The organism is Microcoleus sp. B13-B6 (assembly GCF_036705405.1).
GTDB lineage: Bacteria > Cyanobacteriota > Cyanobacteriia > Cyanobacteriales > Microcoleaceae > Microcoleus.
The window spans coordinates 1-24,064 of sequence record NZ_JAUBUJ010000097.1 but is presented as its reverse complement, the minus strand read 5'-3'; the positions used below and the strand labels follow the sequence as shown (position 1 = coordinate 24,064).

The 24,064-nt window shown below is 46.4% G+C and carries 17 protein-coding genes and 1 pseudogene; 6 read left to right on the top strand and 12 right to left on the bottom strand.

The genetic code is table 11. The features are described 5' to 3' along the window. Position 1 precedes the first annotated feature (1 nt). The 4 genes from QUB35_RS31115 to psbZ all read right to left on the bottom strand — a co-directional run bounded on the left by QUB35_RS31115 (position 2) and on the right by psbZ (position 3,308). Complete coding sequence (locus QUB35_RS31115) at positions 2 to 1,240, bottom strand: sedoheptulose 7-phosphate cyclase (protein ID WP_333145536.1); 1,239 nt, start codon at positions 1,238 to 1,240, stop codon at positions 2 to 4. Between the two features lie 675 nt (positions 1,241 to 1,915). After that, the gene (locus tag QUB35_RS31110; RefSeq protein ID WP_333145533.1) at positions 1,916 to 2,077 is read right to left on the bottom strand and encodes a hypothetical protein; all 162 of its coding nucleotides are present in this window, start codon (positions 2,075 to 2,077) and stop codon (positions 1,916 to 1,918) included. A gap of 225 nt (positions 2,078 to 2,302) precedes the next feature. Next, positions 2,303 to 2,896 carry a 6,7-dimethyl-8-ribityllumazine synthase gene (ribH, locus tag QUB35_RS31105; protein WP_333145530.1) on the bottom strand — a complete coding sequence of 198 codons (594 nt, stop codon included), beginning with the start codon at positions 2,894 to 2,896 and terminating at the stop codon, positions 2,303 to 2,305. A 220-nt stretch (positions 2,897 to 3,116) separates the two neighbouring features. After that, positions 3,117 to 3,308, bottom strand: a complete 192-nt coding sequence (psbZ, locus tag QUB35_RS31100; RefSeq protein WP_190735314.1) for a photosystem II reaction center protein PsbZ — start codon at positions 3,306 to 3,308, stop codon at positions 3,117 to 3,119. A 116-nt stretch (positions 3,309 to 3,424) separates the two neighbouring features. On the opposite strand from psbZ, the gene QUB35_RS31095 reads away from it, so the two are divergent. The 4 genes and pseudogenes from QUB35_RS31095 (at position 3,425) to QUB35_RS31080 (ending at position 9,343) form a co-directional block, all read left to right on the top strand. Further along, positions 3,425 to 3,613 (top strand): hypothetical protein, encoded by a 189-nt coding sequence (locus QUB35_RS31095; protein ID WP_333145526.1) that lies wholly within the window; start codon positions 3,425 to 3,427, stop codon positions 3,611 to 3,613. A gap of 20 nt (positions 3,614 to 3,633) precedes the next feature. Beyond that, a complete protein-coding gene (locus tag QUB35_RS31090; RefSeq protein WP_333145524.1) occupies positions 3,634 to 6,552 on the top strand; it encodes a CBS domain-containing protein in 2,919 nt (972 codons plus the stop codon). Between the two features lie 309 nt (positions 6,553 to 6,861). Then, positions 6,862 to 7,143, top strand: coding sequence for a DUF2127 domain-containing protein (locus tag QUB35_RS31085; RefSeq protein WP_333145561.1), 282 nt, complete (start codon positions 6,862 to 6,864; stop codon positions 7,141 to 7,143). A gap of 834 nt (positions 7,144 to 7,977) precedes the next feature. After that, a pseudogene (locus tag QUB35_RS31080) lies at positions 7,978 to 9,343 on the top strand (IS4 family transposase). A 189-nt stretch (positions 9,344 to 9,532) separates the two neighbouring features. Here the strand turns inward: QUB35_RS31080 and QUB35_RS31075 are convergent. The 7 genes from QUB35_RS31075 to QUB35_RS31045 all read right to left on the bottom strand — a co-directional run bounded on the left by QUB35_RS31075 (position 9,533) and on the right by QUB35_RS31045 (position 20,842). Beyond that, a complete protein-coding gene (locus QUB35_RS31075) occupies positions 9,533 to 12,808 on the bottom strand; it encodes a DUF4347 domain-containing protein (RefSeq protein ID WP_333145522.1) in 3,276 nt (1,091 codons plus the stop codon). A 580-nt stretch (positions 12,809 to 13,388) separates the two neighbouring features. Further along, positions 13,389 to 13,553 (bottom strand): hypothetical protein, encoded by a 165-nt coding sequence (locus tag QUB35_RS31070; RefSeq protein ID WP_333145520.1) that lies wholly within the window; start codon positions 13,551 to 13,553, stop codon positions 13,389 to 13,391. A gap of 299 nt (positions 13,554 to 13,852) precedes the next feature. Continuing rightward, complete coding sequence (locus QUB35_RS31065) at positions 13,853 to 17,509, bottom strand: DUF4347 domain-containing protein (protein ID WP_333145518.1); 3,657 nt, start codon at positions 17,507 to 17,509, stop codon at positions 13,853 to 13,855. Between the two features lie 648 nt (positions 17,510 to 18,157). Next, complete coding sequence (locus QUB35_RS31060; protein ID WP_333145516.1) at positions 18,158 to 18,343, bottom strand: hypothetical protein; 186 nt, start codon at positions 18,341 to 18,343, stop codon at positions 18,158 to 18,160. A 243-nt stretch (positions 18,344 to 18,586) separates the two neighbouring features. Then, the gene (locus QUB35_RS31055) at positions 18,587 to 19,081 is read right to left on the bottom strand and encodes a DUF4347 domain-containing protein (RefSeq protein ID WP_333145514.1); all 495 of its coding nucleotides are present in this window, start codon (positions 19,079 to 19,081) and stop codon (positions 18,587 to 18,589) included. Between the two features lie 28 nt (positions 19,082 to 19,109). Further along, the gene (locus QUB35_RS31050; protein ID WP_333145512.1) at positions 19,110 to 19,283 is read right to left on the bottom strand and encodes a hypothetical protein; all 174 of its coding nucleotides are present in this window, start codon (positions 19,281 to 19,283) and stop codon (positions 19,110 to 19,112) included. A 68-nt stretch (positions 19,284 to 19,351) separates the two neighbouring features. Further along, on the bottom strand, positions 19,352 to 20,842 hold the full coding sequence (locus QUB35_RS31045) for a hypothetical protein (RefSeq protein WP_333145509.1): 1,491 nt from the start codon (positions 20,840 to 20,842) through the stop codon (positions 19,352 to 19,354). Positions 20,843 to 20,916: 74 nt separating this feature from the next. On the opposite strand from QUB35_RS31045, the gene QUB35_RS31040 reads away from it, so the two are divergent. Together QUB35_RS31040 and QUB35_RS31035 are read left to right on the top strand one after the other, a co-directional pair. Then, positions 20,917 to 22,578 carry a glycosyltransferase family 39 protein gene (locus tag QUB35_RS31040; RefSeq protein WP_333145507.1) on the top strand — a complete coding sequence of 554 codons (1,662 nt, stop codon included), beginning with the start codon at positions 20,917 to 20,919 and terminating at the stop codon, positions 22,576 to 22,578. A 394-nt stretch (positions 22,579 to 22,972) separates the two neighbouring features. Further along, entirely contained in the window at positions 22,973 to 23,575 is a 603-nt protein-coding gene (locus tag QUB35_RS31035) for a Uma2 family endonuclease (RefSeq protein WP_333145505.1), read from the top strand. Between the two features lie 14 nt (positions 23,576 to 23,589). On the opposite strand, the gene QUB35_RS31030 is transcribed toward QUB35_RS31035, so the two are convergent. Then, a complete protein-coding gene (locus tag QUB35_RS31030; protein ID WP_190658565.1) occupies positions 23,590 to 23,766 on the bottom strand; it encodes a hypothetical protein in 177 nt (58 codons plus the stop codon). Positions 23,767 to 24,064 lie beyond the last annotated feature (298 nt).

Below are 24,064 nucleotides of genomic sequence, written 5' to 3'. Positions count from 1 at the left end.
TTTATACCCCGGCTGTGGAACGAGTTCCAACTTTCTGCAATACCACATACATATCCTCGCCATCGCCATGACGCGGGTAGCCCTGACAGATTTCTCGATGCACGGCTAGGGTTTCATCCAACTCAGTTCGAGTCAAATCGTTCATGAAAAAGCAGTCACCAATGGGGCATGGAGCCGCAGCGCGTTGAAGGCCGTCGCGGGTACGACTGATCGATGTTGTCGCTTTCCAGAGCAGTTCTGATGTCAGATAAGGGCTGTCTATCGCTAGTCCGAGGCGGCTCATTAATCTTAAGATGCGATCGCGGTCGGCGATCGAAATGTAGCCCCGCTGCCCAGCAATAGTCGCCGAAAAAGCCATATCGATGGCGACACTGTGGCCGTGGAACATCGGAATTTCCGGTGTTAGTTCCAGCGTCGGACTCCAGGTGTGACCATAGGCAATCACCCGATCCAAATCTAGCTCGTGGAGGTTTGGTACTTCTAATGCCAGCATTGACTGAATCGCGTTGTAGGTTAAGCGATGGGCCACTTCGCGCAGTTCAGATGTGCCGTCTAAATAACCAAAATGGCTATGCAGTAATGCTTCGCCGTAGTTTTCTAACAACTCGAAGATTTCTTTGTTGCCTACTACGGCGATCTTAATTAACTCTGCCATGCCGTTTCGTATTTGGTCGATCGGCAGAGTTTTCAGAAAGGAGAAATCTAAAATTACTTTCTGCGAAGCGTGGTAAGCACCGAGGCGGTTTTTCAGCTTACCGTGGTTCACAGCTACTTTGATCGCCACACTGGCATCAATTAGCCCAATTAAGGTTGTCGGTACGCGAATGTAGTTAGTTCGACGGCGATAGGATGAGCAGGCAAAACCAGTTACGTCAGTAGTCAATCCACCACCGACCACCAAAACAGGCTCCTTCCGCACGAGTCCGAAATCCACGAAGGCATCTATGATGCTTTCAACAGTTGTTAACGTCTTATCAGGTTCCTTGATATTCACTGGAAAGACTGTTAAATCTATCTCGTGATACTTGAAATAATGCTGCATCTGTGCACCATAAAGACCATAGACTGTTTCGTCTACAACCATTAAACAGCGACCAAATTGGCGGTAACTCTCCGCAATCTCTGGATTTTCAAGCTTGAAAGCACCATCTACATATAGCAAGCTGAAATCAATTTTTTCGTACCCTTCAATATGAAAAGCACGATCGGTAGATGTAAACGTAGCTTGAATGTCACCCATAAGATTTTTGCACTTTCATGTTGATTAGTAACTGTAAGTATCTGGGCGAGCTTCAAAAGTATCAATCCTTTTGCTGGCAAACTTCCTAGGCATTAACTTGACAAATTGTCATTTAATATGAACTTAACAATCCACCTAAAAATTTACTTTCAGAGTTGTTTGTTAAGAGTAGGTTAAATACTGCTTTTCGAGTATTTATACTTAAAGCCTTTAGAGGATTGATTTGAGACCGCCTCAATGCTTACACAAAATTCAACATAACGAATTTCTCATCTTTATGCAACCATATTCAGTAAAAATCGATATTTCTTTTAATATAATATTATCCAGAGACAAATCGGGAAAACCCGAAATTACAGCCTCCTCACCTATTAAAACGACTCGTTGCGATCGATCGTTGAAATCACTTTATCTTTTTTGATCGGGTTCGCTGTGTATTTCCAGTTGATTAGACCTCTTGCAAAAGTCCTTTTCATAAATTTCTTGGACGGGCGGGACGCCCATCCCACAAGAAAAAATAACTCTTGTGGGATGGGCCCCAGAGCCCGTCCTAGTTATTTTTGCAAGAGGTCTATTATCAACCAAATTCAATATCCAATCAGCCGATTTATGCCTAGTTAATAAAGGGAATAATGAACCCGGATTTTAGATTACCAAATTTCCTGGGAACACACATCAAGCCCGATCGCCCGACAGCACTTTAACAGCAGCAGACGCAGGTAATGAAGCGTCAGAATTTCCGTCCAAAGCATTAACTTGAGGCATCAAAGTGCTCATTTCCAATTGGCAAGATATTGGTCTAATTTGTCGATCGGCCAACAGTGGAATTGGGAGCATCTCAATGAAAGCAGCAAAGCTCGAAATTGGAATTAGGAGTCAGGAGTCAGGAGCCAGGAGAAAAGAGTCAGAAGGAAGAAGAAAGAAGTGTTTTTGCAAATATGAGATGCTCCCGTGGAATTTTTACCTTGGGGGCGGGCATAATCACCACCCCACAAGAGTCTTAAGATTTTTTCCGATACAAATCTGGATGTTTTTTGAGCTTAAAAATACTGCTAGCCCAACTTACGAGGGGATTTGATCCGACGATACATCGGGGGCGAGCGACAGATTTCCTTCGCCCGAAAGCACTTGACCAGCAGATCCAGTAGTTAATCGATGATCGTAAGAGTGTGTTCCCAAACCCTTAACTTGGCGCATCAAAGTGCCCATTTCCAAAGCACTCATCGCATAATTCCAGCCCAAATTGCTTTTAATTCCAGCCCTTTCCAAAGCTTGCTGCATCGTGTCAGTCGTCACCACCCCAAAAATCACCGGCACCCCTGTTTGAAAAGCAGCCGCAGCAATTCCCTTAGCAACCTCACCAGCCACAAAATCGAAATGAGGAGTTTGGCCCCGAATTACCGCACCCAGACAAATTACCGCATCGTAGCGGTGAGAAAGAGCAGCTTGGCGGGCCACCAAAGGAATCTCAAAACTTCCCGGAACCCAAAAAAAGTCCACCTGAGAGCCATGAGGATTAATATCAACCCCGTGGCGTTTCAAACAATCTTGACATCCCTCCAAAAGTTTGTTGACGACCAAATCGTTAAAACGACCGATGACAATCGCAAATCGCAAAGATTCGGTGTGAGTAAAAGTTCCCTCGAAAACAGTCATAGTGTTCTAGTTTAGATTTTAGGTTTTAGGTTTTAGAGTTTTGTTTGTGAGAAGGCAAAAGTCAGAAAGCAGCAGCATCTCATCTGAATCTCAAGTACAAAAACATACAGGATCGCGCGGTGTGGAAAATTCCTAGCTTCTGCCGAATGCCTTTCAATCGCTGGTGAATGCCTTCATCCTTCTATCTTTTACCTTCTTTATTAGATAGAGTTGGGTGAAATTAAACGACTAAAAAGTTCAATACACCCACTGCAATAACCAGCAAAAACCAGAGACCCGATCCGACATAAATCAGGGATTTAGACTGATTCCAGTTTTGGGGAGAGGCATAAGCAACCGGGACGCCAACGACCATCACAAAAGACAGCAGTACCAGACCCAGTAAAACCACTTGAAACAGAATTGATAACATCTTTTCTCCTTTCGATATAACCGTGCGTTGATCAGAAATAGCTTCCCAGAACCGGAAAAAATCTTCCAAATTCTAGTTTTTGACAGTTTCCCGATAGTCGATCGAGAGATTGTCGGTTGATTGATAAGAAAGAACCCGTGCAAATTCGGGCGTTGCGCGAACAGGCGTCAGCGACTTTTGAGATTTTTATCAATTTTATCATTGTTGGCTACAGCACAGAAAACTGGATTCGATACAGGCTGAAGGTTAAGTTACAGTGCGATCGCCCGGTGTCAGAGCCCGAGAAATTGCTACTCTGTGAGTGAGAGATGCGGGATTTTCGGCTATGGACTTAGTTTTGTGCCACACAACAGCAGATTTTGACGCCTTGGGGGCGGCGGTGGGACTTTGCGTGCTGCGCCCCGGTAGCAGGATCGTATTGACGGGCGGGTGTCACCCGACAGTGCGGGATTTTTTGGCGCTACACCGCGACGAGTACCCACTGATTGAACGCCGATCGGTCAATCCGCAACAAATTCGATCGATTACTATAGTTGATGCCTCCGGGCGCGATCGTTTGGGAAAAGCCGCCGAGTGGCTGGATTTGCCACACCTCAACGAAATTGCTGTTTTCGACCACCACAAGGAGGCGCATTCAGACATCCGGGCTACTGTTAGCCAAATCGAAGCAGTCGGAGCCAGCACGACATTAATTGTCGAAAAGCTCAAAAATCAAGCAGAAAAGAGCGACACACCATTCCGCCTTCTGCCTTCGGAAGCAACAGTAATGGCCCTCGGCATCCACGTCGATACAGGTTCCCTCACCTTTGAGGGCGCAACTGCGCGAGATGCAATAGCTTTGGCGTGGTTGATGGAACAGGGAGCGAGTTTGGGGGTAATAGCTGAATATGTAGAACCCGCTTTGTCTCCTCAATTGCAAGATTTGCTCAGAGAAGCGCTCAAGAATTTGCGATCGGAAACTTTGCACGGTTACAGCGTAGCCTGGGTGCTGCTATCTACTGAAGCTTACGTTCCGGGACTTTCTTCTCTGGCTTCTCGCTTGCTCGATTTAACTGAAACCGATGCTCTGCTGTTAGGTAATGTTTATAAATTTGGCGAAAACGAAAACAACCGCAACATCGATCCCGAATCGCCAGTTTCCAATCGATTAACTATTATCGGTCGATCGCGCATCGAAGGCACAAACCTCAGCGAATTGTTCAAACCCTTCGGTGGTGGAGGCCACGCCCGCGCCGCTTCCCTCGCCACCCGCGATGTTGACCCCCTGCTGACTTTAAATCAGTTAGCTGACGAACTCAAAGCTCAAATTCCCCACCCTCCGACAGCGCGCGAATTAATGTCGTCTCCAGTGCGGAGCATTCGCCCGGAAACATCGGTGGGGGAAGCTCACCGTATCCTCCTACGTTACGGACATTCCGGGCTTTGTGTGGTCGATGCGGGCGATCGACTCGCCGGCATTATCTCGCGCCGCGACATTGACATTGCCCTGCACCACGGTTTCAGTCACGCCCCGGTGAAGGGTTACATGACTTGGCAGTTAAAAACGATCGCCCCAGATACCTTGCTGCCGGAAATTGAATCTTTAATGGTGACATACGATATCGGCCGCTTGCCAGTATTGGAAAACGGTCAACTGGTAGGAATTGTGACTCGGACTGATGTGTTGCGGGAATTGCACCAGCAAAAAGCGCGAGACAGGGGAAGCAATACAGAATTGTCTTATTGTGCCGCGCCCGAATCGGTTGAGCAGTTGTTGCGATCGCGCATCAGTCCCGAATTATGGCAATTATTGTCGATCGCGGCCAATCTTGCCCAAGAGCGCGGCTGGCAACTTTATATTGTGGGTGGAGCAGTCCGGGATTTACTCTTAGCCACGGATGATACACTGGCGCTAACAGATATCGATTTGGTTGTGGATGGAAAGTGCGGTTCCGACGATTCCGGTGCTGGTGTCGAGTTAGCTTCCTCGCTGCAAAAACTTTACCCCGAATCGCGTTTGGACGTTCACGGTCAATTTCAAACCGCCGCGCTTTTGTGGCACAAAGACTCTGCTTTCGGCTCGCTGTGGGTGGATATCGCTACGGCTCGCACTGAATTTTATCCTTATCCGGCTGCAAATCCTGAAGTTGAAGCGAGTTCGATTCGCCAAGATTTGTACCGCAGGGATTTTACAATTAATGCCCTGGCTGTGCGCTTGGGTGTTCCTCGCAGCGGCGAATTGTTAGACTTTTTTTGCGGTTTGCTGGATTTGGAATCGAAGCAAATTCGAGTTTTGCACGCCAATAGTTTTATCGAAGATCCGACGCGAATTTATCGCGCTGTGCGGTTTGCGGTGCGGTTGGGATTTGAAATTGAGCCGCAGACGGAAGGATACATCCGCCACGCTTTGGCCAGCGGGATTTATTACCGAATTCAGGGGGAAAATGGCCGAGCTCCGGCTTTGGAAACTCGGCTCAAAAGCGAATTGAAATACATTTTGCAAGCTCCTTACTGGAAAGTTGCTTTGCAAATGCTGGGAGATTTGCAGGCTTTGCGCTGCATTCATCCTAGTTTGGAGTTGGATCGGGAGTTGTGGCGACAACTGCGTTTGCTCGATCGGTGTTTGAATGGAAGAAGGAAGAAGGAAGGCACGACACGGATTTTGACACGGATACACGGATTAATGATTGAGGGTGAGTCACGAGTCAGAGGGAAGAAGGAAGAGGGAATAGGGAAGAAGGAAGAAAAAGAAAAAGCAACTATTTCCAATGCCCAATTCCCGATGCCCAATTCCCCATTCCCCATTATCAATATTCCCGATTGGCAGATGCGGCTGGAAGTTTTAATCGCTTATTTAGCACCGGAATATCGCGGCAAGGTGGCTGCAAATCTTCAGTTACCCGCTGACAGCATTAAGCGGTTGGAAGTTTTGGAAGCCGGAAAGAAGCAGTTAGCAGAGAATTTGCCTAAGTGCGAGTTGCCGAGTCAATTGGTGTTGCTGTTGAGAAATTATGAATTGCCGGTGTTAATTGCGATCGCCCTACAAAGTCCGCGAAGTGCACGTCGCCAAATCTGGGAATATCTCACCAAATGGGCGAATGTTGAGCCGCCTTTAAATGGCAACGATTTGAAGGCTTTGGGTTATAAGCCAGGGCCTGGGTTTAAACGAATGTTGGATGATTTGTTGGCGGCGAAGTTGGATGGCGATTTGGGCGATCGGGCTGCTGCTATCTCTTTCTTAGCACAACGTTATCCTCAAGCTTAGTAAGGTGCGTCAGCAGCGCGTTATTTCTGATATAATAGATTAGCTAATTGCTGACGCACTCTACTAAAATTTAAGTTTTCAATCCTAAACAGGCTAACCAGGCGATCGCACATTATTGATATTTCGAGAATTAAGGTGAAGAAACATCACGCTCCTGCTTTAATCGCAATTGTCCTTTACAAAACATTTGTGGCTTCCCTCTTGACAGTAACTTCGATTGCTTTGCTTTTTGCATTAAAAAATCATCAATTTTTAGAACAATTTTCGCAATCTTATTTGTTAGAAAGCAAACTAAAAATTATTTAATTAATCTTAGACAAAGTTCTAATTCTCAAGCCTAAAAGCTTACTGCTTAGCGGACTTGTCGCAGCACTTTATGCAGTATTAACTGCTTTTGAGGCCGTTGGTTTGTGGTACGAAAAAGACTGGGCAACAATCTTAGTTTTAGTGCTGGTAAGCATCAGTATACCCCCTGAAATATATGAATTAGTTCACGGGGTCACGGTACTTAAGTTAGCGGTATTTATCACAAATGTAGCCATCTTATGGTATTTGCTCCACCATTTGCCGAAGCAGGGTAAAGGAGCTTAAAGTTTTGATTATTCAGAGGAAACTCACTTGATTTTATAAATGTCAGCATTTTCCATTTTAATTTCATAAAACGGCTGATCAGTCAAATAAAAACCTCAATCTTTACAAAAATTTTGTAATGGTAAAGATTTGATAAAGCTACGAGGGGTTATACCCCCTATGAGTTATAGTGACATATATATAGATGCACCCTGATGGCTTTCCCGTTCCACAAGAGCGGGATTTTTATTGGAAAAATATTGTATTAAGTTTTAATACAGGTGGTAGAGATAGAATTGGTGGAATATTCCAATAAAACGATCGCCAGATGCAAAAATAGCACAGAAGAAGCAAAAACGATAGTTAGGAGCGATCGAACATCCGCCCTAACTCTGCGAAATAACCCAAAGGCGGTAGCATAGTTTGGGAAACGGCATCAACTAAAGATGAACTTAGGGCCAGCAACAGCCTTCTAACAGGGCAAAGGCAGAATTAACGCGACTTTAGGCATAGGAGGGTGAGGGTTCGGCATCACTTACCATTGGTAACAAGTTAGAAAGGAGTAGATTTTGTCAATACCCCTTTGTGAATAAATATAATTGGTTAATAATGATAATCAAATAAGAGGTAAGGGTGGGAGAGTCCTGTGTAGGAGGACTCTTCCACACAAGGGCGCGATTATCATTATTAATAAGTTGTGGGCTCGATTGGCGTGGCATTGCGATCGATAACAGTGGCGGGCGATCATTTGTGACAAGTTAAGAAAAAGTGCAAATTGTCAAGGGGGTAGACCAAAAAAAGTAAAATAGGATGAAACCTTTACCGGGCAAGCAGTTGAGCCATAACTAACCAGTTATGATTCGCAAAAAACGAATCAACCGAGATCATGCAAAGCAAAAAAATCGTCCCCAAGTAGAAAATGAAGCGATCGCGAATCACTTGGAAGATTTATTAATTCCGGCAATGGCTGCCCAAAAAACTTTTTATCGGCAACTAAATTTAAGAGATAGAATTCTAACACTACCATTAATGATGGCAGCAATCCGCCAGTTTATTATGGCGATCCGTAGCAGGACTAACAGAATTAACCAGATTATTAAATAGAGAAGGATTTTTATGGTGTCAGCCACAAGAAATTAGCCAACAAGCATTATCACTCAGATTTTTAAGTTTTCCAGCAATTTTATTTGAAAAAGTATTTAAATAATTATTGCCTCATTTTCGCCCAAAATGGTTAACAAGAAAATCGAGACCATTACCAGATAGCGTACAATTTGCTTAAAAAACTTTGAAAATATCTGGATAGCTGACGGCTCAACATTAGAAGCCTTATTTCGTAAACTAGAAAGTTTATCAGATGTGCCAATTGGTCAATTAGCCGGAAAGATGGGAGTAATTATAGACCTAGTAACTCATCTTTACGAATAAATTTGGTTGGGTAAAATCCCAAACAAGCAGATACTAAGTGGGAGGAAAATTTACTAAAAACAGTTAAGCCGAAAACCTTACTATTATTGGATAGAGGCTTCTATCACTTCGCTTTTTTGTCAAAACTCATTTCTCAAAAAATTGGATTTATCACTCGAATCAAGAAAGGTGCATCTTATCAAATCGAGCGGCTATTAACCAATACTTAGGATGTCAAAGACCAGATAATTAAAATAGGTGCAGGAACAAAACAGACACCAGATTTGACTATAAGATTAGTACAGATTCGATCTAATACTTCCTGGCGTTCTTATCTGACAAGTGTCCGAGAACCTGAAATAGTGCCGCCTTATGTAGTAGCAGATTTATATCAAAGACGCTGGCGAATTGAAGACGCATTTTGGACAGTAAAAAGATGATTAAATCTCAGCTATTTAGGGACAGGTTCATTAATTAAACGGAATCAAGCTCCAAATCAGGGCTAATTGGCTATTTTATGGGGTTTTAGTAGATTTAGGAGATGCGGTTGCCGATGAATTAGGAGTACCAATTGAACGGGTTTCATTAGAAATGATTTATCGGGGAATGTATCATTTTTCTGTTGCCTATCAAAAAGGAATAGCCTCTGACATAGTTAAGTATTCTGCCGCCGATAAAAATCAAGATTTAGGGACTGTTAAGCTAGGCATGAAAACCTCATGTCAGGCTAATTATTTCTCCTTTCCCTGGAACTAAAAGAAGTCCAGAACAATTTTTTTTCAATAATAAAGGAACAAATGGAGTCATATTTTAATTGGGTCAACAGGTAAAAAATGAGTAAAATTACTCATTGACAATAGTGCTTTTAGCTTAAATTGTGAGTAATGGTTGCACCCTCAGCTTCGCCGAAGTGTCGAAACCGGGTTTCTCGCGATCGCCCTCAACCGAAAATGGGGCAATTGCGTTAAGAAACCTGGTTTTTGTGTCCTAGACTATGTAATAACTACAGAGTAATGAAATCGCCAGAGGTGAGAATACCGGGGGTAATATTGTTAAGCTTCGCCAACAATTGATTGGTGTCCGTCACCGTGATCAAAGTTTGATTGTTGCTGGAAGTAATACTGAGTTGATTAAAACTCAAACCAGAATTCAAACCAATTAAATCCTCACCCCTGCGGAAATCATTAATGATGTCGCTACCCAAACTTTGATTTAGGAAAAACACATCATTTCCCGAACCACCAGTCAAAGTATCGTCCCCAATATCCCCGGAAAGGAAATCGGCACCGCTGCCACCGCTGAGAATATCATTACCTTTGCCGCCGTACAGGGTATCGTTACCGATGTCGCCACAAAGCACATCGTTTTCATTGCCACCCAACAGCAAGTCGTTGCCCTCACCGCCATCGAGACTGTCGTTTTCTTTGCCGCCGTACAGGGTATCGTTACCGATGTCGCCAAAAATCAGGTCTGTACCTTCATTGCCAAAGGCAATATCGTTACCATTTCCAGCATTAATTGTGTCATTTCCTAAGTTGCCTAAAATGTAGTCGTCTCCATCTTCACCCAGCAAGATATCGTCATCTTTACCGCCGAAAATGCTGTCGTTACCAAGGCCACCGGCAACTGTATCATTGGCGATATCTCCCCTCAACAAGTCGTCGCCCTCACCACCGACAACAGTGTCATTATCCTTGCCAGCGTAGATGGTATCGTTGCCAGCGCCGCCAGAGATGAAATCGCTGCCTTCATTGCCGAAGATTGAGTCGTTATCTGCGCCGCCGTCAATGTTGTCATTGCCGCCCATGCCGTAGAGAGTATCGTTGCCGGCTTGTCCGTTAATTGACTCGTTGAGGACACCGCCCATGATGAAATCGGTAGTGTCGCCGCCGTTGATAGTTTGTTGGACGGGGTTGGGGGTGATGGTGGCAGGATCTAGTTGCGGAGGGTTGAGGCTATCGAGTAGGCAATCATCTAATACCGGAGTAGGAGTCGGAGTTGGTGTCGGTTCGGGTGTGGGTGTCGGCGCCGGAGTCGGTGTGGGAGTAGGAGTCGGCGCGGGTGTGGGTGTCGGAGTTGGAGTAGGAGTCGGCGTGGGAGTGGGAGTCGGAGTCGGAGTTGGAGTCGGAGTTGGAGTCGGAGTTGGAGTCGGCGCGGGTGTGGGAGTTGGAGTCGGAGTTGGAGTCGGCGTGACTGGAGGGTTAAATTCATAAGCGCCAATATCAACGATCGCACTTCCGTTATTATCACCATCTTGAGGGCGACTCACACCGCGCTGATCCGCAGCCGGCGCGCCCGCACCAGTACCGGTATCAATTGCCGGACTTCCTGTTAGCAGCGGCAGCACGAAAGCGCCGTTAATATTTTCCAAAGGGCCGAGTAAGGGGTCTGCGATCTTCACATTTGCCGTAACATTATTGTCGTTAGGATCGCCCGTCGTGAGTTTATTAGGAAATTGCAGATTATTTCCCCCGTCGATTAATTCCCGCCCGGTTTGCTGCTTAATCTTAAAACGATTACCCGCCGTGTTGCTATCAAAAATAGAATTCTTGACAGTAATTGGCTGATTACCAAAATTAGCAATACCTCCCGAATATTCCCCAGCGGTATTTTTAGCAAAAGTTGAATTGACGATGTTAGTCGAAAAGGAATCTCTGTTATTGACAATCATTCCTCCACCATTCTTAGCAGCGTTGTTGCCGGAAAATGTACTGTTAACTACGCTGATGTTTCCATTTTCACCCAACCACAAGCCGCCGCCGCTATCATCGGCTGTGTTGTTGGCAAAGGTGCAGTTTGTCACTGTCAAATCGGCATTGCCGTGGCGGACGCCGCCGCCGGAGCCTCCCGACCCCGCTGCATTTTTGACAGCTTTGTTGTTAATAAAAGTGCTATTTTCCAACACCACTTTATCTTGCAAATAACCAAACAAAAAGGCTGCGCCTCCTTCTCCGGAGCTGATATTGCCATCAAAAACGCTGTTGCGGATGACAATACTTCCGGCAACAGGGCCAGGGGTTGCATTGGGGCCCGAAGCATTAGCGCCATCGACGAAAACTGCCCCGCCAACGCCTTGGTCTGTCACGTTGCCGGTGAATTTAGAGTTTTCGATCGTCATGCTGCCCAACAGGTTATTAACAGCTCCGCCGTTGCTGCCTTTGTTGTTGGTAAATTCGCTATCTCTGATAGTCAGAACACCACCGCTTTTAGTGGCGATCGCGCCGCCCCCCCGTTCGGTATTATTCGCTAGCGAACCATCATTGCCGCTAAACTTGCTGTTAATTACAGTCATGGTGCTGCGGAAACCCCTGTAAATGCCGCCACCAAAACCGGCAACATTATTATTGACTTGGCAATTTTCTAAAGTTAAAGTGCTGCTACCTCCCGTTTGAATGCCACCACCGGCGCTAGTTGCGTCATTATTCGGATCGGTTCCAGAAACTTTGCCGTTGGCAATAATCAGGTTTTTTAGAGTAACATTTGTTGCACCTTCTGTGCGGATTACCCGCGAAGTATTGTTGCCACTGATGGTTAAATTGGCTGCACCAAGTGCATCAATTGTCAAGTTTTTGTTGATGACAAGTTGGCCGCTCGAGAGAGTAATTGTTTGGCTGGCAAGAGTGGAGGCAAATTGAATGGTATCGTCGGCTGCTGCGGAGGCGATCGCATCTCTCAATGAACCGGACCCGCTATCATTAGTGTTAGTAACGGTAATAGTCTTTAAAGTCCCTTGATAATCCGCCATTGCCTCTGGAGTCAAGGCTAGCGGTGCTTCAATATCACCCTTGGCAAACTCCAAATTCCAGTTACCACCGCGGCCAGTGCGATCGCTAGATGCTGCAATATCAGCCCCGGTTAACTCGCCCAGGCGATCGACAAAATCGCTTCCCGAACCCGCCGCAACATCGCAACCATAAAGCACAATATCTGCTTGGTCGCTTAGCGCATTTCGCCACCCTTGCAACTGGCTTTCATATTGTGATAAATTATCCGAAGTCAGCGTTGCAGAACCTAGCTGCAAGCTGCCCGAATTGCCGTGAGAAAAAACGTGAACTTGGTCTACAGTTTCCCCCGCAGCAGAAATTGTTTGCAGTTTCGCAGTAATTTGCTCGACTCCGTTACCATTTTTATCTAAAATGATGATCTCTGCACCGGGAAGCACGCCACCCGCAAGAGTTTGATAGTCATCTAAGTCGGGATCAATGAAGACAATAGATTTAGAACCAGCATTGAGGAGAACAGATTGTGAATCGATGTTAGTGGCAAAAGTTGAACTCATTTCGCATACCCATGAGAATGTTTACTATTTGCTGGTAGATTCACCTTGAAAGCAGAAGGCTAGAGATGCAGAAGGCAGTAGGCAGGATTAAAACCTCGGTGATAGATAGGGGAGATTAAAATTTAGGCAAAAACTTGAATTTTATCCCTAAGTGAAATCCGAGACTTGTCTCCCTAATCAGCTTAAGCTGTGTGAAAATTGCGATTTTTTTAGCAATTAACAGCCGAAAATGTAATGTAAATAGTCCGGCACGGGGAACCTCTCTAGGTAGATTTGCCATGCACACCCTTAGCGAGATAAGTAGTGCATCAAACCATTTGAAAGCCTAAGTCAGGTAAAATTCATAAAAAATTTTCTGGGGTTCCGAATTCCTGAGAATCTCTCTAGCTATTACCTGATACATTCACATTAGGGAAAACCAGGAAAATTCCCCCTAAAAAAATGATTAATTTAACTTTTTTTATAGCTGGCAAAAAGTTCCCCAAAATCTGAAAGTTAGTGGTTGAGAAAGCTGGATTTATTCGGGCAATCCTGAGCTGGCTAGCCAGCTCATGATTGCAATAGACGGATGTGCCTCATTCTAGGTGTGGGCGATCGGGAGCATCTCATATTTGTAAAAATACTTCTTCTGGCTCCTTCCTTCTTCGGGATCCTTCCTTCTTCCTCTTTCCTTCTTCCTCTTTCCTTCTGCCTCCTGCCTCCTGCCTCCTGCCTCAAAACTCCAATTTCTAGCGGAGGGCTGCAAAGGTGAGATGCTCCCGGGCGATCGGCAATAAACAAGATTTATTACCCATCGCTGGCTGTTGAAAAGAATCAGATCGATCGCTCCTCTGCGTTGGCGTAGCCCCCGTAGGGGGGCAGGGCTGTTTCATTCTCAAGAAAACGATGATTTTGACTCTTGTAGTGCTAAGAGTGCCTACCCTCCCCATCCACGATTTGCTCATGTTTCAGAGATTGGGGCAGCCACGGGGGGCTGCCCCTACAAGAGAATGAAACAGCCCTGCGTAGGGGCGGGCGGCTTATGGCCCACCCTAGCCCAGGCCGTTAGATTGTTACCTGAGTGAAATCGCTAGCGGTAAGAATACCGGGGGTAATATTGTTAAGCTTCGCCAACAATTGATTGGTGTCCGTCACCGTAATCAAAGTTTGATTGTTGCTGGAAGTAATACTGAGTTGATTGAAACTCAAACCAGGATTCAACCCAATTAAATCCTCACCCCTGCGGAAATCATTAATGATGTCGCTACCCAAACTTTGATTTAGGAAAAACACATCATTTCCCGAACCTCCCGTCAAAGTATCGTCCCCAACATCCCCGGAAAGGAAATCGGAACCAGCACCGCCGCTGAGGATATCATTACCCTTACCGCCGTAAAGCGTATCGTTATCGGTGTCACCGAAGAGCACATCGTTTTCATTGCCGCCGAACAGCAAGTCGTTGCCCTCACCGCCATCGAGACTGTCGTTTTCTTTGCCTCCGTAAAGCGTGTCATTTCCCAATAAGCCAAAAATCAGGTCTGCACCTTCATTGCCAAAGGCAATATCGTTGCCGTTTCCAGCATTAATTGTGTCATTTCCTAAGTTGCCTAAAATGTAGTCGTCTCCATCTTCACCGAGTAAGATATCGTCATCTTTGCCGCCAAAAAGCGTGTCGTTGCCACCGCCGCCGGCAACAGTATCATTGGCGAGATCTCCCCTTAAAAAGTCGTCGCCATCTCCGCCAACCACAGTGTCATTATCTTTGCCGCCGTACATGGTGTCGTTGCCAGCGCCGCCAGAGATGAAATCGCTGCCTTCATTGCCGAAGATTGAGTCGTTATCTGCACCGCCGTCAATGTTGTCATTGCCGCCCATGCCGTAGAGAGTATCGTTGCCGACAAGTCCGTTAATTGAGTCGTTGATGCCGCCGCCCATGATGAAATCGGAACCTTCACCGCCGTTGAGAGTTTGTTGGACGGGGTTGGGGGTGATGGTGGCAGGATCTAGTTGGGGGGGGTTGAGGTCATCAAGCAGGGAACCATCCGAAGCCGGAGTAGGAGTCGGCGCGGGCGTCGGAGTTGGCGCCGGAGTCGGTGTGGGAGTAGGAGTTGGCGCGGGCGTCGGAGTTGGCGCCGGAGTCGGAGTGGGAGTGGGAGTTGGCGCCGGCGTCGGAGTTGGCGCCGGAGTTGGAGTTGGCGCGGGCGTCGGAGTTGGAGTTGGCGCGGGCGTGGGTGTGGGAGTCTCAGTTGGAATCGGTGTGGGCGTCGGAGTTGGCGCGGGCGTCGGAGTTGGCGCCGGAGTCGGTGTGGGCGTCGGAGTTGGCGCGGGCGTCGGAGTTGGCGCCGGAGTTGGTGTGGGAGTAGGAGTTGGTGTGGGAGTAGGAGTTGGCGCCGGAGTCGGTGTGGGAGTAGGAGTCGGCGCAGGCGTCGGAGTTGGCGCCGGAGTTGGTGTGGGAGTAGGAGTTGGCGCGGGCGTCGGAGTTGGCGCGGGCGTCGGTGTGGGAGTAGGAGTCGGCGCGGGCGTCGGAGTCGGCGTAGGAGTCGGTGTGGGAGTGGGAGTTGGCGCGGGCGTCGGAGTCGGCGTAGGAGTCGGCACTGGGATGACACTACCTCCCAATTCAAAAGATCCGCTGTCCACGATCGCACCTGGAATGCTGTCGCCATCTTGAGGGCGAGTCACGCCGCGCTGATCCGTAGCGGGTGCGCCGGTGGCAATCCCTTTATCAATTGCCGGACTTCCTATCAGCAACGGCCTGACTAAAGCGCCGTTGAGGTTTTGCAAAGGGCCAAGTAAGGGATCTGCGATCGTCACACTTGCCGTCGCATTGACATCACTTCCGTCATTGGGGTTTTTGGCCGGCCACTGAAAATTCCCTCCTTGATCGCTATATTGGGCGGTGACGTGTTGCTGAATGCCCCAAGGGTTTCCTCCGTTAGCCGCTGTATTGTTGGAAAGAATCGTGTTTTTGAGGGTGACATTATTGGCAGCGGCGAAGATACCTCCACCAACCCAGCCTGCAGAATTATCGGCGATCGTCGTGTTGAGAATGGTTGTGGGTGCACCAAGAGTCATTGCACCGCCGAGTTTGTTGAAATCACCAGCAGCAAACGCCGTGGAGTTGCCAGAAAACGTACTGTTAGTAATCGTAGTAGGGGCATTTCGCATCCACAGGCCGCCACCTTGATTATTGGCTTTGTTGCCAGCAAAGGTGGTGTTGGTAATGGTCAATCCCTGGTTGGTGCTGTCGCTCAAAATCGTTACCCCACCACCGTTTCCACCATTTCCACCGTTGGGTAGCGCCAGAATTTCGTTATTTTGGAAGGTGCTCTTTTCCAAAATAACCTTGTCTTGGCTGCCGGTGAACAGATAAGCTGCGCCTCCTTCACCTCGACCTTTATTGTCTTGAAATACGCTATTGGTAATCTTAATTGTGCCGGAAGCTTCGCTCGGATTGCTGGCTCGATCGGTATAAAGTGCGCCGCCGAAACCTCTTAAGAAAGAATTGGGCTGCCCTGTGGCGAAAGTGGCTGCTGTGGTGTCGTTGCCGATGAATCGGGAGTTGTCAATTGTCAGCTTACCTTGAAGGCTGTTAATTGCCCCGCCGTTAATTCCTTTGTTGTTGGTGAAGTCGCTGTTGGTGACTGTAATAGTTTTGAAACTCAAAAAGCCGATCGCACCTGCACCGCGTTCATCGTTAGCGGAGGTGGCTACGTTGCCGTTGAATTTACTGTTGGTAACAGTCAGGGTATTGTTGAAATTACCGAAAATTGCGCCACCGCCTTTATCGGCGACGTTGTTGTTGAACTGAACGTTTTCTACTGTGAGGTTTACTTCGTCGGTTGTGCCGATCGCGCCACCTCGATCCGTAGTTTTGCCGTTAGTAATAATGAGGTTTTTGACAGCAAAAGTCGTAGCAGTCACAACGTTGGCGTTGACAAAAAAGGCGCGGGATGCGTTGTTGCCACTGATGGTTAAACCGGGTGCGGCGGCGCCGTCAATGGTGATATTTTTGCCAACGGGAATATCGAGTTGACCGCTGGTGAGGGTAATGGTTTGGCTGGCTAAACCTGGGGCGAAGGTAATTATATCGCCGGCAACAGCCGTGGCGATCGCAGCCCTTAATGAACCCGGCCCGCTATCGCTATTGTTGGCTACTACGATCGTAGCTAAATCCCCTTGGTAACTTGCCATCGCCTCTGGCTGCAAGGCTAAGGGAGATTCAATTTGACCCTTAGCAAATTCTAAATTCCAGTCGCCGCTACGGCCGGTTATGTTGGTGGATGCCGCAACGTCAGCCCCGGTTAATTGACTGAATCGATCGACGAAATTAGTACCTGTACCGCCTGCTACATCGCAGCCGTACACCATGAAGTCTGCTTGTGGGGCTAGTGAAGTTTGCCACTTTTCCAACTGGCTTTTGTATTGCTCTATGTTATCTGAACCCAGAGCGGTATTGCCTAATTGTAAGCTGCCAGAACTGCCGTGAGAAATAATGTGAACCGAGTCTATCGCCCCGTTAGTAGAGGCGTATTTTTCCATCTCGGAGGTGATTTGTTCGATGCCGTTTTTGGTGCTATCGAGTATTACTACCTGCTGTCCCGGCAGCACTCCCGCTGCAATTGACTCGTAATCTTTCACGCCGGAGTCAATGAAGACTAAGGAGCGCACTGGCCGTTTTTCAAAAGCAGATTGTGAGTTAACTTGAGCGAACGTAGAACTCATATTGGAGACTCCATTTAGGGCATTATTAGTAGATACACCCCGGAGTTATCTCATCAGGCTTATTTGATTTTATCTTAACACCAAATTGAGAGATGGTGCATTTTTTAAAATATTTTTATTGATTTATTTTGAGCCACCTTTACCTGTGTTCTCTTGACCATGATGGAAATTATGACCTCTACCAATGGGAAGATATTACAACATTTGTCTGGCATATTTAAATCAATCAATCTAGGCTGTACCATCAAATTTTTGCGACATTATTTGGCTAACAGTAGCCTGATTTCAGGTACTCGGAAATGGTGGAGGTAATTTCCCCCAGGATAACTCCTCTTATACCAATTTAATGTGAAGTTGCACATATCTCGATCCCCCTAAATCCCCCTTAAGAAGGAAGACTTTGAGAAGAATCTTGTCCCACCCCCTACTCCCCTCCGGCGGGGGGTTAGGGGGGATCAGATTCTACGGGGCCTCATAAAAAATTGGTATTAATTATATTGAGTAGTTTTTATGTGAGTGTGAGATTTTACGTAGAGGCACAAGGCACTACAGTTTACCTAGCTGTATTTCATCCAAGGTAAAACTGAATTATGTAGATTGTGAACAATTCTATATGCTTTGAATTTGCTAGGCTTGCGGGGGAGCATCTCATATTTGTAAAAATACTTCTTCTGGCTCCTTCCTTCTTCCTCTTTCCTTCTGCCTCCTGCCTCCTGCCTCCTGCCTCAAAACTCCAATTTCTAGCGGAGGGCTGCTTTCATTGAGATGCTCCCGGTTTGCGGTACACCCAAATACTGATTGCCAGGACGTTTGGTCGCATTTACTAACAGTCAAAACGGTCTAATATTAAGTGGAACCCATCGCTGGAAATCAATTGGCTTATGGGGTGCTACCGACACTGTGAGGACTGCCATCCTCACTGCAAACGTGATTCAAATTATTCAGCGGGAGTTGATATGAGTGCTGATTTAGTCAGCTCAAATCGTTGATTGCGATCGCGCCTGCCTCCCTAATTACAATCGTATTCGGGTTCAGTCGCCCTCGGTACGTTTCATACCCTGCATTAAATTACTCTCCTTAATTAGCAAACAGTCGATCGCGCGCGCCGCCGTTGTTGAGTGTATCACTATATCGATCGGCATAACACGAATCAAGTCCGCTGTTTTGAGTCAGGGAACTGTGCGATTTTGGCAATTGACTTTTGTATGGTTCGAGGTAATCTGAACTGAGGATAACAAAGCCTAATTGCAGTTGGTTCGATCTGCCATCAGAAGTTGTGCGAACTTTGTCAATCTCTCTAAGGATAGAGGCATATTTTTGAAGTGCCGAGGTAATTTTCTCGATGCAGTCAGATGCCCCAGCCAAAATTCTGGAAACAAAATATCCACCTTCATTGATGCTGGAGTCCTTGAATACAAAGCTTTTGGATGGGGAATTTGCGTATTCCAAGGCGGGAGTCGTTTCCCTTAAAGAAGTCAACATATTCCGTCCTCCAAAAGTGTGTTGAGCGGTAGATACAGCCTTGGAGTCAGAGCTTCTGAAACTGCCAGCAACCTTATTTATTTCGCTCATTCTTATTTCACCTATCTATCAGTTTGCCCTATTTCTGCAGCACTGCCATCCGCGATCGCACGGAATTTATATTCTGCGTGTTTTCCCTTACTTCCGGCAAACGCGCCATTACCGATCGATCCGGTATCCTGTCCGTGATCCCACTTTCAAACAAGAATCCAACTGTAAGCCCGTGCTTCAAACCTCGATAGTATCGAGTCATTCCCCCATCTAAAATCTAAAATCTAAAAGGGTATGACAGTTAGTTGATTGGCCTCGCAACTGCACCGCTCAAGATTCTGTGGAAGATGGCGGTTTTTTCCCTGCATTGCGAATATTAATAATCTTGTTGAGGGCCTCAAACCAAAAACCAGCCCCCATAGAAATAGCTACACCGCTCAATATCCAACCAAACAATTTTTCCATCAAAGCCGGCCACAATAAATTCCCCTGCTTATCTCGTTTTAACCTATTCTGTTCGCTCCATCCCAAAGGCAGAGGTACATTATTATCCAAAGCTCGACCGACATCTTCTTGAACTTTTTTCAGACTGGTTAAATTATTTGATTTAGTCTTAGCATTGTTGACCACAACCTGCTCAGCGTACAAATTAACAGTCGATCGCAACATCGAATCCTTCGACAACCGATTAATAATATGAATGGTATCAGCATTAGCAGCGACAGCCATCGCAGTTCCGAGCAAAATCGCCACCCCTCTGGCATTCCGCTTGTAAACACCAGAAGCACGCTCCATCGATTGGTCAAACCAAATTTCAATTTCTTTCTGAAACCGCTGCAACTGCTCTTGAGTATCTCCGCCGCCTTTTTCAGCGCGCTGCGCTAAAATATAAAGGCTGCGTTTCAAAGATTCTGGCATACTGTCCAAGGTTTCTTGAATTTGTTGATAAATCGGACTCTCCTCTTTGAGTTCCATAATTTCTGCTGCCGACTCTTGACTTTTTTTAACAGTATTTAACAGATTGCTGAAACTAGGTTGTAGTTGCCCTAGCAGCGCCAGCCGCTCATTTCTGCTGTCAAAACGAGCCTTCACAAATGCCATCTGCCTCTGAAATTCTCTCCCTCCCAGCTCGGTTTCTGGTAGATAAACCTGAGAATCCTTAATATAAAATCCTAGCTTTTCCGACATCCGATCTAAGCTGTTGTTCAAACTTGCTAAATTGTTTTGATAATCTTCAACAACTCGATTGAACTCCGCAGTCAGCCACCTAAATTCTTGCTCAATAATCGGTTTAGTAGCATCCGGCAGACTCAGATTTTCTCCAATCTGTTGAATTTGTGCTAATTGTAAATTTTTAAATCTTTCCAATCTGGTTTTAGAGATAGAGCTGAGCAAACTAGAAACCTTTAAAGTCTCCAAAAGGCTAGCTGAAAAACACTCGGCTGGAATATAAGAAGGCCCACTGGATTTATTGCCGAAAACATTTTTAGTACCCGTAACTCCGTGGTAAAAATCCCCCATGCGGTGCGTAACAGAGCGGAATCCCTCTGAGAAAAGCCCTTTCGCTCCCTGATTCAAATCTTTGATAATCGGATTGGCGTAAATCGAATGGGCTAACTGTCCGACTCTCTTAAATTGCAGGGGATCTTTCGCGCCTTCGCTACCACCAGAAATCAGAACTTCGATCGACTTCTTTAAATGTTCCGCCCGCCACTGCCAAACAGTAGCAATCAGTTCCTGAATTTCCGAAGCTAGCAAGCTTAAAGTCAGGTAGATAAAGACTAAGCCAATGATAATATCTATAATTACAGGCAAGTTCATGGTATTTTCCTAGTCGCAAATAACTGCTGTCTAAGTTTACCCTCAGTTTGGGACGCTCAAAACTCTCTTAACTTATGTCAGAAATCTTTCCATTCCTGGGCCGCAAACCGAAAAATCGCTGGAATGACAGCTTTACAGACAAAGTGTGGATGCTGGCTTTTCTGTTGGCTGCAGTGCTGATTTTCGGGCTCAATCTGGGCGGCGTGGCTTTGCGGGATTGGGATGAAGGCATTGCAGCGCAGGTAAGTCGCGAAATTTGGCGCGGCAACTTAAATTGGCTGTATCCGACGATCGACTCTATGCCTTATTTGAACAAACCGCCGCTGGTACACTGGCTAATCGGGCTGTGTTTTGCCGTCGGCGGTGTCAGCGAATTGACGGCGAGGTTGGTACCGGCGATGCTGACGGCGGCTTCAGTGCCCTTGCTTTACGCCATTGGCAGGGAGTTGTTTCCTCCGCGTTCGATCGCCATTTTTTCTGCCCTCGTTTATCTCACGCTGTTACCGGTGGTGCGGCATGGACGTTTGGCGATGTTGGATGGAGCAGTTTTGTGTTTTTTGCTGGGGGCGATGTGGTGTTTGCTACGATCGCGCCGCGACTTGCGCTACGCTTTGGGGGCGGGGATTGGGTTCGGACTCATTTGCCTGACTAAGGGCGTGATGTTGGGGCTACTGCTGGCTGCTATTGGCTGTATTTTTTTGGTTTGGGATACCCCGCGACTCCTCACTTCTGGGTATCTTTGGGGCGGATTGGCGATCGGAACATTGCCAGTAGCTGCTTGGTATTTTGCCCAATGGCTGCACTACGGCCAATATTTCATCAACACTAATTTAGTAAACGAATCTTTCCGGCGCATTTCGGAACCTGTAAGCAGTCACAGAGGCCCGCCTTGGTATTATCTTTTAGAAATTTTTAAATTAGCTTGGCCGTGGCAGTTATTTTGGCTACAAGGGCTGCGTCTGAGTTGGGAAAATCGCAGTTTTGCCGGGCCTAAATTAGTATTGGTTTGGACTGGAGTATATCTGCTGGCTATTTCTGTGATGACTACTAAATTGCCGTGGTATGTTTTGCCAATTTATCCAGCTTTTGCTCTTGCCGTTGGCAGCTATCTCGCTGAAGTTTGGGAGCAACTATGGCTGCCGCCAGAGCCGGTCAAAGAGGAAGCAGAAGAACATTTTGATGCTATTTCTTTGTTGCCTCATCCCGCGATTTTGGCAATGCTAGGTGTAGTTGCTGTCGTCGGTTGCGTGTACTTCAGTGGCTGGGTACGGATCGGGGGACAAATTGCGCCTCCAGAGCGAGATTTGCAGTTAATGTTGATGTTTGTAGCTTTGACAATGACAATGGCGGCGGTGTTGCTGCACCGCAAAGACCGGCAGTTTATATTAGTTTTAATTTGGGGAACTTACCTGACGCTGTTGGTATTGGTGGCTTCTGATAACTGGGTTTGGGAACTGGCCGAGGATTATCCGGTTAAGCCGATCGCCGAAATTGTCCGCACAGGAACTCCCGCCGGTCAACAAGTGTTTACTTCTCACCGCTTGGGCCGTCCATCGCTGAATTTTTATAGTCAACGCCAAGTGATTGTCGCCGACGCACCTACGCTCAAACAGAAATGGCAAACTCTTCCTCAACCTTATTTTCTGTTAGAAAAACCCGTTTTAAAACATTTAGGTTTGCAGAATGCTGAGGTTGTCAAAACAGCGGACGATTGGGTTTTGGTAACTAGAAAATAAGCGTGTTTCCCCAAATTACCGTAGGGGCGGGTTCACCAACCATTTATGTCAGAAACCAACAATATAATAAACCCGCCCCCACCCAACTATAAATCTCGAAAATAAGCGTGTTTCCCCAAATTACCGTAGGGGCGGGTTCACCAACCATAATCGCCTCAGACCAAAAATCTCGAAAACCCGCCCCCACCCAACGACAAATCCGAATCTACATTTTTGGGATGCAATCGCATATCAGATTAATCTAGGCGATCGGCTGGGTGGGGACGAGTTTACCAACAATTCATACGAGAAACCAACAATCTCAAAAACCCGCTACACAAACTCAACCTTAAAAAGCTTACCCAAAAATGTTACACTAAACAAAAGTCTCAGTTAAATGCTCTCTAATAGAACTATGCAACTTACTGAACAACGATACTACTCGATCGAGGAATATCTAGCACTAGAAGAAGCTGCTGACTACAAAAGCGAATACATTGACGGTGAAATATTTCCTATGGCAGGTGGCTCTACCAATCACAATCAAATAGCGCTCAATTTCAGTACCGAACTAAATTTTGCGTTCAAAAAACTAGACTATCGAGTTTTCATGAGCGATGTCCGCTTGTGGATACCCAAGAAGCGCATCTATACCTATCCCGATGTGATGGTAGTATGTGGGGAGCCGGAGTATTATAATAACCGCACCGATACGATTACCAATTCCAGGGTAATTATTGAGGTTTTGTCAGCTTCAACTAAAGGATACGATCGCAGCAAAAAGTTTGAGGGATACCGCACGATTCCCACTCTTGAAGAATACTTATTGATCGACCAAAACCGGAGATATATCGAACATTTTTCTAAGACGGATGATAAGCGATGGTCGTTTGCTGAGTACAATGAATCGGATGAGACGATCGCGCTTGCTTCAGTATCTTTTGAAATTGCTGTGGCAGATATCTATAATAAAGTGAATTTTGAACAAGTAGATCGAGAAATTGCACCTGAAAAATGATTGTAGGGGCGGGTTCACCAACCATCTGTGCCACTAATTAAGAAAATAAATAAACCCGCCCTGCCCGACAAAAAATCTCGATCGCCCGCAATTATTGTAGGGGCGGGTTCGCCAACCATTTTTGCCACTAATTGAGAAAATAAATAAACCCGCCCTGCCCAACGACAAATCCGAATCAATATTCTTTGCATTCGATCGCACATCAGCTTAATCTAGGTTATTGGTTGGGTGGGGGCGGGTTTATCTAGATTGTCTGCTGGTATTAAATATTATTCGTAAAACCCGCCCCTACGATAGCGTGTAGGGGCGGGTTTCACCAACAATTTATGTGAAACACTAACAATCTCAAAAACCCGCCCCCACCCAGCCACAAATCGGCATCTACATTTGTGAAATACGATCGCACATCAGGTTAATCTAGGTTATTGGTTGGGTGGGGGCGGGTTTATCTAGATTGTCTGCTGGTATTAAATATTATTCGTAAAACCC